At 38.9% G+C, this 15,727-nt stretch carries 15 protein-coding genes; 9 read left to right on the forward strand and 6 right to left on the reverse strand.

Annotated features, from left to right (window positions below; translation table 11 throughout):
- Positions 1-31: 31 nt before the first annotated feature.
- The 3 genes from B9Y81_RS15065 to B9Y81_RS15075 form a co-directional block, all read right to left on the reverse strand.
- A complete protein-coding gene (locus B9Y81_RS15065; RefSeq protein WP_085537715.1) occupies positions 32-2,410 on the reverse strand; it encodes a TonB-dependent receptor in 2,379 nt (792 codons plus the stop codon).
- A 48-nt stretch (positions 2,411-2,458) separates the two neighbouring features.
- Positions 2,459-3,034 (reverse strand): porin family protein, encoded by a 576-nt coding sequence (locus B9Y81_RS15070; protein WP_085537716.1) that lies wholly within the window; start codon positions 3,032-3,034, stop codon positions 2,459-2,461.
- Positions 3,035-3,118: 84 nt separating this feature from the next.
- Positions 3,119-3,535, reverse strand: a complete 417-nt coding sequence (locus B9Y81_RS15075; RefSeq protein WP_085537717.1) for a hypothetical protein — start codon at positions 3,533-3,535, stop codon at positions 3,119-3,121.
- A 156-nt stretch (positions 3,536-3,691) separates the two neighbouring features.
- Between B9Y81_RS15075 and B9Y81_RS15080 the strand changes: the two genes are divergently transcribed.
- Complete coding sequence (locus tag B9Y81_RS15080) at positions 3,692-4,453, forward strand: response regulator transcription factor (RefSeq protein WP_085537718.1); 762 nt, start codon at positions 3,692-3,694, stop codon at positions 4,451-4,453.
- Positions 4,454-4,497: 44 nt separating this feature from the next.
- On the opposite strand, the gene B9Y81_RS15085 is transcribed toward B9Y81_RS15080, so the two are convergent.
- Complete coding sequence (locus B9Y81_RS15085) at positions 4,498-5,256, reverse strand: HesA/MoeB/ThiF family protein (RefSeq protein WP_085537719.1); 759 nt, start codon at positions 5,254-5,256, stop codon at positions 4,498-4,500.
- 291 nt (positions 5,257-5,547) lie between these two features.
- On the opposite strand from B9Y81_RS15085, the gene B9Y81_RS15090 reads away from it, so the two are divergent.
- Together B9Y81_RS15090 and B9Y81_RS15095 are read left to right on the forward strand one after the other, a co-directional pair.
- A complete protein-coding gene (locus B9Y81_RS15090) occupies positions 5,548-6,555 on the forward strand; it encodes a helix-turn-helix transcriptional regulator (protein WP_085537720.1) in 1,008 nt (335 codons plus the stop codon).
- A 62-nt stretch (positions 6,556-6,617) separates the two neighbouring features.
- A complete protein-coding gene (locus B9Y81_RS15095) occupies positions 6,618-6,944 on the forward strand; it encodes an HIRAN domain-containing protein (RefSeq protein ID WP_085537721.1) in 327 nt (108 codons plus the stop codon).
- A 104-nt stretch (positions 6,945-7,048) separates the two neighbouring features.
- Here B9Y81_RS15095 and ahpF read toward each other — a convergent pair whose 3' ends face one another.
- Entirely contained in the window at positions 7,049-8,602 is a 1,554-nt protein-coding gene (ahpF, locus tag B9Y81_RS15100; RefSeq protein ID WP_085537722.1) for an alkyl hydroperoxide reductase subunit F, read from the reverse strand.
- A gap of 83 nt (positions 8,603-8,685) precedes the next feature.
- The gene (gene ahpC / locus B9Y81_RS15105; protein ID WP_085537723.1) at positions 8,686-9,252 is read right to left on the reverse strand and encodes an alkyl hydroperoxide reductase subunit C; all 567 of its coding nucleotides are present in this window, start codon (positions 9,250-9,252) and stop codon (positions 8,686-8,688) included.
- A gap of 172 nt (positions 9,253-9,424) precedes the next feature.
- On the opposite strand from ahpC, the gene B9Y81_RS15110 reads away from it, so the two are divergent.
- From B9Y81_RS15110 to rseP, 6 genes are all read left to right on the forward strand, one after another.
- Positions 9,425-10,030: a DUF4290 domain-containing protein gene (locus B9Y81_RS15110; RefSeq protein WP_085537724.1), complete on the forward strand. Its 606-nt coding sequence runs from the start codon at positions 9,425-9,427 to the stop codon at positions 10,028-10,030.
- A complete protein-coding gene (gene murA, locus B9Y81_RS15115) occupies positions 10,027-11,331 on the forward strand; it encodes a UDP-N-acetylglucosamine 1-carboxyvinyltransferase (protein ID WP_085537725.1) in 1,305 nt (434 codons plus the stop codon). Before B9Y81_RS15110 ends, murA begins: the two co-directional genes overlap by 4 nt.
- Positions 11,332-11,344: 13 nt before the next feature.
- Positions 11,345-11,866: a ribosome maturation factor RimM gene (gene rimM, locus B9Y81_RS15120; protein ID WP_085537726.1), complete on the forward strand. Its 522-nt coding sequence runs from the start codon at positions 11,345-11,347 to the stop codon at positions 11,864-11,866.
- A 71-nt stretch (positions 11,867-11,937) separates the two neighbouring features.
- Positions 11,938-12,810, forward strand: coding sequence for a M23 family metallopeptidase (locus B9Y81_RS15125; RefSeq protein ID WP_085537727.1), 873 nt, complete (start codon positions 11,938-11,940; stop codon positions 12,808-12,810).
- Positions 12,810-13,958, forward strand: a complete 1,149-nt coding sequence (locus tag B9Y81_RS15130) for a 1-deoxy-D-xylulose-5-phosphate reductoisomerase (protein WP_085537728.1) — start codon at positions 12,810-12,812, stop codon at positions 13,956-13,958. The genes B9Y81_RS15125 and B9Y81_RS15130 overlap by 1 nt, the downstream gene beginning before the upstream one ends.
- A gap of 33 nt (positions 13,959-13,991) precedes the next feature.
- Entirely contained in the window at positions 13,992-15,320 is a 1,329-nt protein-coding gene (gene rseP, locus B9Y81_RS15135) for an RIP metalloprotease RseP (RefSeq protein WP_085537729.1), read from the forward strand.
- Positions 15,321-15,727: the final 407 nt, after the last annotated feature.

Below are 15,727 nucleotides of genomic sequence, written 5' to 3' on the forward strand. Positions count from 1 at the left end.
AGTGGATTATTTATTAAAACAACAATTATTATTATCTCATACGCGCTTTTTCTTCTGCCGCGCCTGATTCTACGTTCTTCACCTGTATTTTCTTTCCGGCCTGGAAGTTGTAGGTCAGCGAGACGCCGAATGTGCGGAACATGAAGTCGCTGCGTAAGTTCCGGCGGAAATCCTTTTCGTCGGAGGTTACCTTGGCGGTGCTCATATTCAGCGGGTTGTTTACATAGAGTTTGGCAGAAAGTTTCTTGTCCAGGAACTGCTTGCGCAAGGAGAGGTATAGCTGCGGATCGATTTCCGTTTTTACGCTTCCGTCGATGAACGGGCTTGAATAATAGAACGTGCAGTCCAGCATGATCTCTTTCGGCAGCGTGAACATATTGGACATACTTCCCTGAAAGGTATTCATGGAACGTTTTCCGTCATATATTTCGACGATGTTCCTGCGGCCGGACAGGTTCAGGTTGACCTGCCACCATTCGAACGGCTTCAGGGAAGCATTTGCTGAAAGGTAATAGGTCTTGTTGCTTTTCATATTGGCCATGCGTTGAACCAATATTTCCGGGTTTTGTGAATCAGGCTCAATGACCTTACCGACTGCATTTTCCGTATCCGTTATTCCCACTGTCAGGTTATAGCGGTTGAACAAACCCAGTGCGAGCGAGTAGTTATTAAACAGAATCGGTTGTAATTCCGGGTTGCCTTCGATATATAAGAATTCGGAAGCAGGCAGGCGGAACGGGTTCAGTAAACTGAACGGTACTCGGAAAATATTTCTATTATAATTCAGTACAAGCGAATGCTTGTTGTCATTTCCAAAAGGCAGCATAATATTGGCTGAAGGGAATAACTTGAAATAACGTTGATCTTTTGTTTCGTCCGATTTGTTTGTCTTTGGTGAGACATAGGTGTACTCACCGCGCAATCCGACGGAATAGCTGATCTTTTTCAGGCGGGAAGAGAACGAGGCGTAGGCCGCGGCAATATCTTCGGTAAAGAGGTTCTCGCTTGTGTAAGGTTCGTTCCTGAGCCAGTTGCCTTCATGCTGGTACTCATACAGGATGTCGTTGTCCATTTTGCTGTGCGAATATTTCAATCCCGTGGCAAAGGTTGTATAATCGTTTTTTCGAATCGTCAGGTCTGTGCTTGCAGAATAGAGATCGTTCGTCGTATACATACTGCTCCGGTAGACGGAGTCGTAATCCAGATATCCCCTGAAGCTGGAATGATAGTTCTGCTTGTCGTCCGCCATGTTGTGGAAATAATCCAGCAGGATTTTGAAGTTCGAACCCGATTCGTCGAGTTGAAGCAGGTAATTGGCAGCGGCGGAATAGCTTTCTATTTTGTTCTTTCCGTTATAAAAACTGTTGATGTCTGTCCGTTTCTCGTTCTCGATCTCCACCAGGTCTGAATAACTTTTGTTCTTACGCTGGCTGGGAGACAGGTATCCTTCCAGTCCGATGCTCTGCTTTTCATTCAGTTCATAGATGCCGCCGATCCGTCCGCTGAACGTGCGCTCAGAGATTGGAAAATCAATGACGCTGTTGACACTCCTGTCCGGAGACCACATAATGACTTCTTCCGTGACATGCTCGATACGGCGACGGCCGTTGAAGTTCAGTTGGGTGTACAGGCTGAATCCGTTATTCTTATAATTCAGGCTGAATGACGGGTCGAATGACGAGACTTTTTCGCCGGGAGCAAACTCGTATGATGCGCCTGCATGTCCGTAAATCCCGTCGTCGCGGTGACGTTTCAGGGTTATTTTGATAATCCCTCCCTGGATGTTCGCGTCATACCCCGCGCCGGCTGTCGGCAATACTTCGATCCGCATGATATCCTCGGCTTTCAGGTTTTGCAGGTAACGGATCAGCTCCGCTCCGGATTCCCGCATCGGTCGTTCGTTGACGTAGACCTGCGTCCCTGTCTTTCCGTTTATGGAAATTGAACCATCTCTTTCTTGTACAAATACACCGGGAGAAAGATTTAATACATCACTACCTGATTTACCAAATACCGTGGGGTCGTTTGCTAAATTTACAATAAAGCGGTCTGCAGACCGGACAATACGATCAGCCTTTACCACTACCTCATTCATCTCAACAGTAGACTCTGCCAATTTTATTGCTCCCAGATTAATATTACGCTGAAGGACTATAGTCTGTTCATGGTTGTTATATCCAATTACAGATATTTTTAGCACATAATTACCCGGCGATGCCTGAATAGTAAAGTTTCCCTGTTCATCAGAAATTGCGCCATAAAATTCCTCTTCGGATTGAAGTACAATATTAGCAAACTCAACAGACTCTTGTCTCTCATTTATTAAATTGCCATTTATTTCAACTTGTGCAAAACCATTTAATACAAATAGGACAAGAAATAGGGCTATTAGTAGGAGGGATGCTTTCATAATAAATATATTTAATTATTGTTGACTACTTATGTCAAGTTTTGATATTTAAAAATAATAACCAATAGAAATACGTAGTTTCTGACGTTTAAAATTAGTAATGCCCTTTTCTATATTGGTAAATCCACGTTGATATGTGCCAGAGATAAAATAGCGATGATAAGATAAACCAATCCCGAAATTAAGTCCCATGCCAAACCTGTTATATACATCAAATGGGGATTTGTCTTCTAACCGACCATCAGCATATTCATAATCTTTTGAACCGAATAAATTATACCTTGTGTATAATCCCGCATCTGCAAGAAGCACTGTTTTTCCAATATGTGGTCTATAAGAAAACACCAATGGAATTTCTACAGCATACATTGAAATATCAGCTCGTTTTATCGCAGCATTAGATTGGTATGAGAATCCATTACTCGAAAAAAGCACACTGGGCTGGAATACGATTTTTTTTGACAGAGCAACATCATACGCCCCACCCAAATGAAAGCCTGTTTCTGATTTAACATTTCCAGTTGTAGCCGAAGAAAAATCCACTCCTCCTTTTACACTAAATTGCGCAAAAGAAGACAACGTAATAAAGCTGCAAATTACTAACAGTAAGAATTTTTGTTTCATATTTAAGTTTGTTTTTATTATTAATAATTCGAATAATGATCTAAGAAAAATAGTGCGAAAAGTATCATTTTTTTATGTAAAATATTATGTTTCAATTATATCTTCCCATTCTATGTTTAGGCTTTGAGAATTATTATGAGTTAGGAACTCAATTAATCCGTCTCTTGTTGTACAGATCGGTATTGTAGTAGAGCCCAAATATGTTTTTCCTTCGCTAAGTGCAATAGGTAGCTTATCTTCTCTATTCCATTTTATTATACGATTATCACCAACGAGATCTCCTCTATCATTTTTTGCGTTGAAAACTTTTGAAAGTTTAAAAAAATGTTTTTCTTCGCCGTAAATTTGTATGATTCCATTATTACAAATAATCGGAACAAGTAATGTTTGTTGGTGATGTTTATAGTTTTCATATACAATAAACCTTGCAGAATTAAATAGACCTGTTTCTGAAAACTGCCAGATTGAATAATTACTATGGGATGAAATAAGTTTATCCATAATATATAATTTGCTAATTAATTGTTAATGCAAAAGTATCCGGGACCATATCATAGAACAATACCCAAAAGGGTAATAGCTTGTTATTCAGAAAAAAATACCCAAATGGGTATGAACGATCAGTGCATCTTATACTATTAATAACCATAAAAGGATATGGCGGAAATAAATGATTTTTTTATTGAGGAAAACTCAATTAATTATATCCCGGAAGAGAAATATGTAACGATACAAGATATCGTTGAAGACATTGACGCTATTGCTCGTACTACCTATATGAGTTTATACGTGATTGATTACTATAAGCAGAATTTTTTATACGTATCTGATAATCCTTTGTTTTTATGTGGCATGGCAGCAGAAACAGTAAAAGAGCTGGGTTACAACTTCTATATGAATCATGTGGTTCCTGAAGATTTACAACTGTTGCTTGAAATAAATACCGCTGGATTTAAGTTCTTGCGGAACGTTCCGATCAATGAGGTACGTGATTACACAATCTCATACGACTTCTTTTTGAAGAATAAAGATTCTCGTAAAAAACAACTAATAAATCATCAGATTACGCCCCTTCGCCAAATTGAAAACGGGAAAGTGTGGTTAGGACTTTGCGTAGCATCAATTTCCTCAAGCAATAAATCCGGGAACATAAAGATGCTTAAAAACAAATCAGGTGTATATTGGAACTACAACAGAGAGAGTAAAAAATGGAAAGAAGCTATACGTCCGGAATTAAAACCCGTGGAAGAAGAAGTTCTTAAATTATCGGCAATGGGATATACTATGTCTGAAATCGCAAACGAAATAAATCGTTCTTTTGATACTGTAAAAGCCTACAGGAAAAACATTTTTGAAAAATTAGGTGTAAATAATATTTCAGAAGCTATAAGCTACGTTATGAATCACCGGTTATTTTAATACAGCTACCTTGTTAAGGTAGATATTTTCTAATAGTAAGCAGTTTAGTTCCTATCATCTATAATCGATGACAGATAAAACTTAGGATACCTTTTTACTTTTTGTCCTGTTACAATATTAAACAATATATTGGTGCATAATCCTCCTACAATCCAGGACGCAATTGCGAGTTGTGGAGGAGGGAGTACTGTCTTTTCATTTTTATAAGCTGTAATAATATTTTCTATCCATGGTTTAGGTTGTGACCAAAATTTAAAATAGTTAACGATGTGTTCAATAAGTCTTACCTCGAAGTTTTGCCAGTTATCAGAAAAGTCTTTTAATTGAGGCCCGGTTGGTTCTACAACTATTACCAAACCACCCCAGCCAATATTATAAGGATGTAAAACCGGAATATTATACCTTTGGCAAGCTTCGTCAAACACAAACGGAATTTCTGATTTAAAATCCAGCGCATTTATTGCTATGTCATGTTCTTTGATAAGTTCTTCTACATTGTTTTTATCAATAAAATCCTTTATAGCTGATATTTTTGCGTTCGGATTAATACTCAACAAACGCTCTTTTAAAGCATGAACTTTGGGTTTCCCAATATCTTCCATACAATAATTCTGTCTGTTGAGGTTGGACTCTTCAACTATATCATTATCAATAATCGTTATCGTTTCAAAACCCAATCGCAAGGCACATTCGGCAATAATACTTCCAATACCGACTCCTCCTAACAAGATACGATAATTCTTAACAAGCTGCTGCTCTTCAGGTCGAATGTAAATTCTGTTTCTAATATATCTTTCTTCCATATAGCGTAATTTCTTATACAAAAATCAGGATGAATTATAGAATAAGCAATACCCAAAAGGGTAGATATCTGTTTTTACGGATCTGTGGTTTTTTCCGTTGGAAAATAAACAATATACATTAGGAATATCGTTTATCTTTGTTGGTATGGAATTAGGAGGTTTTTAATCCTCAGAAAGTTGCACTCTAAAATAATAATGAACAGGTTTTCTCCTGTAGGGATAGCAGCTTGAAATCAGAAATAATATACGGAGAATAATTCAGTGAACCCAAAACAGCAATAAATATTCATTATGGCAACCAATAAACAAGCGCAAATCAGATATCAAACTTTAGATCGATGCTTCAGTAACCACGGTAGAAGATACTATATCAAAGACTTGATAGAAGAGTGCAATCAGGCCCTTTTTGATCAAACAGGTATTGTTGATGGTGTGAAGGAACGTCAGATACGTCAAGATATCAGTGATATGGAAAGTATTTGGAATATACCTATATGTAAACCACGTGATGGCAGAAAAACATATTACCACTATGATGATTCGCGTTATTCCATCAACAATCAACCATTAAATGAAACTGAACTCAACCAGCTGAAAGAAACAATATATATGCTCAATCGCTTCAAAGGAATGCCTCAATTCGGTTGGATGGAAGAGATTCTTGCACGATTTGAAACGACATTCAAATTAAGAGGGGGCGCAGCAAATATTGTTGGCTTTGAGCAAAACCCCTATTTGAAAGGTTTAAATTTATTCTCCGACATTTTTAATGCTATTTTAAATCAGCAAACACTTCGGATTATTTACCAGAAATTTGGAAAGGAATCAAAAGAATATCTATTTCATCCTTATTTTCTGAAGCAACACAACAATCGTTGGTTTCTGTTTGGTTTCTGTGATCACTTAAAAGAAAAACGATCTGTTACCAGCTTAGCCTTGGATAGAATTGAACAAATAACTTATGCAAACACGCCCTATATTGCAAATAATGAAATTGAGTTCAATGAATACTTTGAAGATGTAATAGGGGTTACTGTTCATGAAAAAGACGCCGAACGCATCATTTTGGAGGTAGACAACACGCTCTATCCTTATGTGGAAACGAAACCATTACACGGCTCTCAAAAAAAGAAAGCACGAAATGAACATACAACAACTATTGAGCTAAGCCTGATTATTAATTATGAGTTGGAAAATCTCCTCTTAGGTTATATTGATAAGATAAGAATTGTCACTCCTGACCATTTAAGAGAAAAAATGCTGACAAGAGTAAAAGAGGCGATACTAAGGAATTCATAACTATGCAGATAGGCTGCATAGTTGTATTTTACATTTGTATCATAACATAAAAACTAACAGTTATGATTAGCCAACATTATGCTACATTCCACATTGCCGGATTTACTTATTGGGATGGTCTGGACGTTTTTGATGAATTGAAAATCGGAACAAAACTCACACTTGAGGCCGAACCAACAAACGGACACGACCCGAACGCGGTGAAAATTCTTTTTGAAGAAACGCTGCTCGGTTATATTCCGCGAGGTGAAAACGAAAAAATATCGAAATTCCTTCAATTGGGATATACTGATTTGTTTTCTGCGATAATTAATCGGGTTGATCCCGAGACTCACCCCGAAAAACAAATCAGTGTAACGATTAAAATTAATAAAAAAACGGAGTTTTAATCGGTTATTATTGTTCGTTTTGTCATTGTAAAATGCAAAAAGTCCCAACTATTTCTCAATGACTTAGTTGGGACTTTTGGGGTTCTTATTCAGTCTGTTCCTGATTAGCCAATAACTCCTCTCACGCGATCGTCGAAAGCGGAAAGGGCAGCTTTGGCGCCTTCTCCCATGGCGATGATGATTTGCTTGAATGGAACGGTCGAAACATCTCCGGCGGCGTAAATGCCGGGCACATTGGTGCGACAATGTTCGTCGATGATGATTTCTCCCGGACGATTGGTCGCTACAATATTTTGGAATGGACCGCTATTGGGTGCTAAACCTATCTGAACGAAGATGCCGTCTAAATCTATTTGCCGGATTTCTTCCGTGATCCGGTTCTTAATCTGTATTCCGCTTACTTTCTCTCCGTTTCCGATTACTTGTAGTGTCTGTGTGGAAGTGAATACTTCTGTATTTGGAAGAGCTTTAACTTTTTCCTGTAATACCTGATCCGCTTTCAGTTCATCCAAAAATTCAAGCACGGTTACTTTTGAACAGATGCCGGCTAAATCAATCGCGGCTTCTATCCCTGAATTTCCACCACCAACAACGGCAACATGTTTTCCCTTATAAAATGGTCCGTCGCAATGAGGACAGAAGGCTACTCCGTGACCAATATGTTCACTTTCTCCCGGCACATTTAGTTTTCTCCAGCTTGCACCGCTGGCTACGATTACTGCCGGAGCCGAGAAACGTTCGCCATTTACAGTCGTGAGGATTTTTTGTGTTTCGTCGAGTTCTACTTTTTTCACCTGACGATGTTCCAGTATATCTATAGGGTATTGAGCCATGTGCGTTCTCAGGTTGTCTGCTAAAACACTTCCGGTTGTTTCCGGAATAGAAATGAGATTTTCAATGCTTACCGTGTCTTTTACCTGTCCGCCGATACGTTCCGCGAGGACAGCCACTTTAAGTCCTTTTCTGGCAGAATAGATAGCAGCGGCAGCCCCGGCCGGACCACCTCCCACAACGAGTACGTCGTATGTTTTGATGGAACTATCTATCGCGCTTTCATCGATGCCGTATTCAGCTTCTAATTTAGCTAAGAGTTCGCCGAAATCGGAACGACCGGAATGGAGTAATTTACCATCCGCGTATACAGCCGGAACACCATGAAGTTTAAGCGCGTCTACTTCTGCCTGATTGATAGCGCCGTCAACCATTTCGTGGCTGATGCTTTTATTTAGTGTAGTCATCGCGTTAAGCGCCTGCACTACATCCGGACAGTTTGTACAAGTTAAAGACACATAAGTAGTGAGATGAATAGGCCCTTTCAGTGCCTGAACACGTTTGGTGATTGTTTCGTCCGGCAAGTTTTTTCCTTTGCCGTCCGCATTTAGAATAGCCAATAATAAAGAGGTAAACTCATGTCCGTTTGGTACACCCCGGAATTTAATATCCGTGTCAATGTCATTTTTCAGAATAGAAAACGCTAACCCGTCACCGTCATTAACCAGTAGATTTATTTTATTGCTACTATCGGCCACATCGCCCAACAAGCCGACTAACTCCTCTTTGCTCTCATGAGCAGGAGCAATCTTTACATCGAATGTGTAATGCGATTCTAAGGTGGCGAAGATAGATTTTAATTGTTCTTTAAGTGCTTGATCTAACATGTGGTATCTGTTTTTATAGTTTTTAGTAATAAAAAAGACCGGCAAAGATAATCTGCGCCGGTCTTCCTTCCTTTTGTTTAAATTTAGATTTTACCGACTAAATCGATACTTGGCTTTAATGTTGCGTCGCCTTTTTTCCACTTTGCTGGACAAACTTCTCCATCATGACTTGCTACGAACAATGCAGCTTCTGCTTTACGAAGCAACTCGTCTGCGTTACGTCCGATGTTGTTATCATGAATCTCAGCGATTTTAATTTTACCTTCCGGGTTTACAAGGAATGTTCCGCGGTAAGCTAAACCTTCTTCTTCAATCATTACACCGAAACCACGGCTTAATATACCGGTTGGGTCGGCAAGCATAGGGTATTTTATCTTACGAATGCTTTCAGAGGCATCATGCCATGCTTTGTGAACAAAATGAGTATCTGTACTTACAGAATAAATTTCTACACCCAACTCCTGGAATTTCGCATATTTATCTGCCATGTCTTCCAGTTCGGTAGGACAAACGAAGGTAAAGTCTGCCGGGTAGAAAAAGAAAATTGACCATTTCCCTTTGATGTCGTCACTGCTTATCGTTTTAAAACTGCCATTGTGATAAGCCTGTACTTTAAAGTCTGTTACTTGTGAATTGATAATAGGTTCCATAAATTTTATTTTTTTTGTTCGTTTAATTTATTTGTTGCAAAAGTATGGACAAAAAGAAAGAATGACGAAAATTCTCAATCGGTAAATTCTATATAGTGATAGATGAGGGATGTTTCCTTTTCATAAGTGAATAATAATGTGTACTTTTGCGCTATAAATCTTATAATTAAATATGGAATATAATACAGCAGAAAAAAAGCTGGCTTTGCCCGAATACGGTCGTAATATTCAGAATATGGTAGATTATTGTGTTACGATTAAAGAAAGGCAAGAACGTAAGCGTTGCGCAGATACAATAATAAATATAATGGGTAATATGTTTCCTCATTTACGTGATGTGAATGACTTTAAACATATTCTTTGGGATCATCTTGCCATTATGGCCGATTTTAAACTGGATATTGATTATCCGTATGAAATCGTGAAAAAAGAAGATCTGCATTCAAAACCTCCTAAGGTTGCTTATAGTAATTCGCGCATTCGTTACCGCCATTATGGGAAAACGCTTGAACAAATGGTGACAAAGGCGATTGAGTTGGAAGATGGCGAAGAGCGCAACCAACTGGTTAGACTGTTGGCTAATCAAATGAAGAAATCATTCCTTACCTGGAATAAAGAATCGGTTGATGATGAAAAGATATTCAAAGACCTTCATGAGCTTTCTAAAGGAAAAATAGCGTTGTCTACAGAAGATTATAAGCTGGCTGAAAGCAGGGATTTGCTGGCGAGAACGAATACGAACACTAACCGCAAAAATCATTCGCGCAAGGGAAGATGAGTTCATTTGTAATAGAAGGTGGCTGTAGATTGTCCGGAGAAATAACTCCTCAGGGTGCTAAAAATGAAGCACTGCAGGTGATTTGTGCTACTTTACTTACTTCTTGCAAGGTCCGGATATCAAATGTTCCCGATATATTGGATGTGAACAACCTGATTCAACTCCTTCGTGAAATGCGTGTAAAAGTGGAGCGTTTGTCATCTGATACATATAGTTTCCAGGCAGACGATGTGGATTTGGATTATCTGCAAACAGAAGAATTCCTTCGGAAGAGTGGTTCGTTGAGAGGCTCGGTGATGATTGTAGGTCCATTAGTGACTCGCTTTGGCATTGCTTTGATCCCTAAGCCGGGAGGTGATAAAATTGGTCGGAGAAGATTGGATACCCACTTTGTCGGTATTCAGAAACTTGGTGCTGATTTTAACTATGATGCGGAAAGGCAAGTGTATGAAATTAAAGCGAAGAAATTACACGGGGCTTATATGCTTTTAGATGAAGCATCGGTTACGGGTACAGCTAATATTTTGATGGCTGCCGTTTTGGCAAAAGGTACTACCACAATCTACAACGCCGCTTGTGAACCTTATCTTCAGCAACTGTCTGCCATGTTAAATAAAATGGGCGCCCGTATTTCCGGAGTCGGTTCTAATTTATTGGTGATTGAAGGCGTTGAGGAATTGGGCGGAGCCGTTCACACGATTTTGCCGGATATGATAGAAGTAGGTAGTTTTATCGGTATGGCGGCGATGACCGCTTCGGATATAACAATTAAAAATACCGGTTACGAAAAGCTTGGGATCATTCCCGAATCTTTTCGCCGTTTAGGTATAACCGTAGAACAAAATGGGGACGATATACATATCCCTACGCATGAGACTTATGAAATAGATACATTTATAGATGGATCTATTATGACAATTTCTGACGCTCCATGGCCCGGATTAACGCCTGATCTGCTAAGTGTTTTCTTAGTAATAGCTACACAGGCTGTAGGAAGTGTGCTGATTCATCAGAAAATGTTTGAAAGTCGTTTATTCTTCGTGGATAAATTAATAGATATGGGTGCTCAGATTATTCTTTGTGACCCACATCGTGCTACCGTAATAGGCTTGGGGAATCGGTTTAAACTTAGAGGAGCTACCATGGTTTCGCCGGATATACGTGCCGGTATTGCACTGTTGATAGCCGCAATGAGCGCCGAAGGAACAAGTCGGATACATAACATTGATCAGATTGATCGTGGATACCAGGATATTGACAAGCGATTGAATCAATTAGGTGCTCGTATTACCCGTCTATAAAGTATATTTCGGAATGATCAGAAAAGACGACATTGTTAAAATCGGATACTTTGCTAAACCACATGGGGTAAAAGGTGAAATAGCATTGGTTACTACATTTGATTTATTTGACACGCAAGAGGATCCTTTTATTCTCTGTGAATTAGATGGTATTTATGTTCCTTTTTTCGTGGAGGAATACCGTTATAAATCGGACACAGTTATTCTTGTTAAAATAGAAAACCTGCATTCGGAAGAAGATATCAGACCATTTACCAACAAAGAGGTTTTTTGCCCGAAAGAGTGGATTGATAATTCAGAACTTGATGCCGGCATTACCTGGGATAACTTTATCGGATATAAAGTCTACGATACGAACCGGGGGTATCTTGGAGAAATTTCAGATGTCGACGATAGTACATTAAATGTTCTTTTTGAGGTTTCAGACGGCGAAAAATCATTGCTGCTTCCTGCCGTGGAGGAATTTATGGTGGAGTTGAAACATGATGAAAAGAGTATATTAATGACTGTGCCGGATGGTTTGTTTGAGTTATAGCAAGTTAATAAGCGTAAAAGCCCGGCCTGACATATACTGTTTTTATTACTTTTACGTTTCAAATTTTTAGAATGGCGAAAAAACAACGAAACAAAGCGAAGAAATCATTCTGGCACAGGATTCGATTTAAGTATAAACTTTCCTTTTTCAATGAAACAACGTTGGAAGAGGTTTGGTCGTTTCATCTGTCCCAGTTATCCGCTTTTGTCTCTTTGGCTCTTTTTGCCTTTTTCCTTATTGGAATAACTTCGTTTATAATTATTAAAACCCCGATCCGAAATTATTTGCCGGGCTATTTGGACGTGGAAATTCGTAAGGATATTGTGCAGAATGCGCTACGAGCCGACTCGCTGGAGCGGATGGTTACCATTCAGACTTTGTATTTAAATAATGTAGCTGGTATATTAGCAGGCACAATACCTGTAGATTCAATAAACAAAATAGATTCGCTGGCTCAGACAGATGCTAATTTTGAAATACCCCGTTCGGAAGCGGAAACGGAATTTCTCAGAACGCTTGAAGAGGAGGAGAAATATAACCTGACAGTGTTGAATTCTTCGGCTTCAATTGCCGATGGATTGTTTTTTTATAAACCGGTTAATGGTATTGTGTCGTCTGTCTATGAGGCCGATATAAGGCATTATGGTATTGATATTGCTGCCGAACCGAAAGAAAGTGTAATGGCCACCTTGGATGGAGTAGTTGTTTTCACGGGCTTTGATCCGAATTTCGGAAATATCATACAAATTCAGCACAAGAATGGCTTTTTATCTATATATAAGCACAATGAGTTGATATTGAAACAGCCTGGAGATCAGGTTGTTGCCGGAGAGGCGATAGCTCTTGTCGGAAATACGGGCAGTTTATCTACCGGTCCGCATCTGCATTTTGAATTATGGTATAAAGGATTGCCGGTAAATCCGGAAGAATATATTGTATTTTAATGAAAAGGAAATTAGCGATATTAGGCTCGACCGGTTCAATTGGGACACAGGCTTTAGAGGTAGTAAACGAACATCCTGAACTATTTGAGGTTTATGCGATAACCGCCAATAATCAGGTGGACTTGTTGATTAATCAAGCACGAAAATTTATGCCGGAGGTTGTGGTTATTGCCAATGAGCAAAAATATCCGGAACTGAAAGAGGCATTAGAGGATTTACCTATTAAGGTTTGGGCAGGTGATGATGCGATAGAGCAACTGGTCCAGATGCAACCAATTGATATGGTGCTGACAGCAATGGTCGGTTATTCGGGGCTTAGGCCAACGATAGCGGCTATTAAAGCGAAAAAAGCAATTGCTTTAGCCAACAAAGAAACATTGGTGGTGGCCGGAGAGTTAATAACAGCTTTAGCTACAGAGAATAAAGTGCCGGTTATACCTGTTGATTCCGAACATTCCGCTATTTTTCAATGTTTGGTTGGAGAGTGGGAAAATCAGGTTGAAAAGATACTGCTTACGGCTTCGGGCGGTCCTTTCCGTACATTCTCGCTGGATGATTTGCAGCGAGTAACAAAGGTTGATGCGTTGAAGCATCCGAATTGGACTATGGGAGCCAAGATTACGATAGACTCTGCCTCTATGATGAACAAGGGTTTTGAGATGATCGAGGCGAAATGGTTATTTGGTGTAACACCTGAACAAATTCAGATACTTGTTCATCCGCAATCTGTAATACACTCAATGGTTCAGTTTGAGGATGGGGCCGTAATGGCGCAAATGGGAATTCCGGATATGAAACTGCCTATCAGTTATGCATTTTCGTATCCCAAACGTTTACCTTCAAAAATGCCTCGTCTGGATTTTATGCATTATGCGTCGTTAACATTTGAAGAACCGGACATGAAGCGTTTTAGAAACCTGGGATTTGCTTTTGAGTCTGTACGTAAGGGTGGGAATATGCCTTGTATCTTAAATGCCGTGAACGAAATTGTAGTGGCCGCCTTTTTGAATGACAAAATAGGCTTTCTTCAAATGAGCGACGTGATAGAGCAGGTAATGCTGAAGGCAAGTTTTGTTGCCGTGCCGACTTATGATGATTATGTGGCAACAGATAATGAGGCGCGTAGGATCGCATTGGAATTAGTTTGATATAAATTCATAATAAAAAGACATAAAAAACAAATGGAGACATTTTTAATTAAGGCGTTACAGCTTATTCTTAGTTTATCTATATTAGTGATTGTCCATGAATTCGGACATTTTATATTTGCTCGTTTATTTAAGGTGAGGGTTGAAAAATTCTATTTGTTCTTTGATCCTTGGTTTTCCTTATTTAAGTTTAAACCTAAAAATAGTGATACGGAGTATGGTATAGGTTGGCTTCCTCTCGGTGGTTATTGTAAAATTTCCGGTATGATAGATGAGAGTATGGATAAAGAACAAATGAGCCAACCGGCCCAGCCTTATGAATTTCGTTCAAAAACGGCCGGTCAGCGTTTGTTGATCATGATAGGAGGTGTTCTCTTTAATTTTTTGTTGGCTTTGTTTATCTATTCCATGGTGCTTTTAACTTGGGGTGAAAGCTATATGCCGATGAAGAACCTGAAAATGGGACTTTCTTACAGCGAAACAGTAAAGCAGGTTGGCTTTCAGGACGGAGATATTCTTTACAAAGCAGACGGAGAGGTGTTGGAGCGTTATAACCAGGATGCTATTCGTAAAACAGTAAATGCCAGTACGGTGACTGTTCTTCGTGATGGTGTAGAGACTGTAATTCCTGTTCCGGAGGATATGATGCAACGTCTTATGCGTGATAAGGCCTTTTTTGCTTCTGCAGACAGGTTTCCTATGGTTATTGCAGGTTTACCTGAAGGCGATACGCCCGCAAGAACGGCTGGATTAAATGTGAACGACAGTATTGTTTCGCTAAACGGACAGCCGGTTGTTACTTTTTTAGAAGCTTCGGCAATACTTGAGCAGAGTAAAGAAAAAGAAATAGAAGTTGGTTTTTATCGTGACGGTGTTTTGCAATCGGCAACTTTAACCACTACCGCAGAAGGAAAACTTGGTGTTCAGGTTAAATCTTTGAATGATATTTATCCTTTGAGTAAAAAAGAGTTTAATCTTTTAGGTTCGATACCGGCAGGGATAAACCTGGGCGTGAATACGCTCAAAGGGTATGTCACGGATATGAAGCATATATTTTCTAAAGAAGGAGCTGCCAGTTTAGGCGGATTTGGTACAATAGGTAATATGTTTCCTGCTAAATGGAATTGGAGAAGCTTCTGGCAACAAACGGCTTTTCTATCTATTATTTTAGCCTTTATGAATATCCTGCCTATACCTGCGTTGGATGGAGGACATGTTATGTTCCTGCTTTATGAAGTAGTTGCACGAAGAAAACCAAGTGATAAATTTCTTGAATATGCACAGATTACAGGTATGTTCATTCTGCTTGGATTATTACTTTATGCGAATGGAAACGATATTTTGAGAATGTTTTCAAATTAAGACTGTTTTATCGTTTGTTTTATTGCGATGATATTCAGTGAATAATACGTGAGCCGACAAGAAATAACAAAAAAATAGCAAAAATAGTCTCCATAATATTTGGATTCTATGTTTTAGAGCACTACTTTTGCACCCGCAATCAGGACGAAGGTTGGGTTGCAAAACGATCTTTGAAAGAATTACATATCAACTAAAAAGTAGTACAGTTTTGTCTGTCTGTTTATAGTGTTGTATATATGTTATGTATATATATGTATTATAGAGCAGATGGTTCAAGATTAAAAAAGGAAAAGGGAATTTGATAATAAAAAAATTGACTTCCGTTCAAAGACTTAAATACAGGTACTATTCAATAAATCATTATTTAAAAGGAAGATATCCTAGAGCAAAGATATAACAATTTATAA

Origin of the sequence: Massilibacteroides vaginae, assembly GCF_900178525.1 — a bacterium.
In the GTDB taxonomy this organism is placed as follows: Bacteria; Bacteroidota; Bacteroidia; order Bacteroidales; family Tannerellaceae; genus Massilibacteroides; species Massilibacteroides vaginae.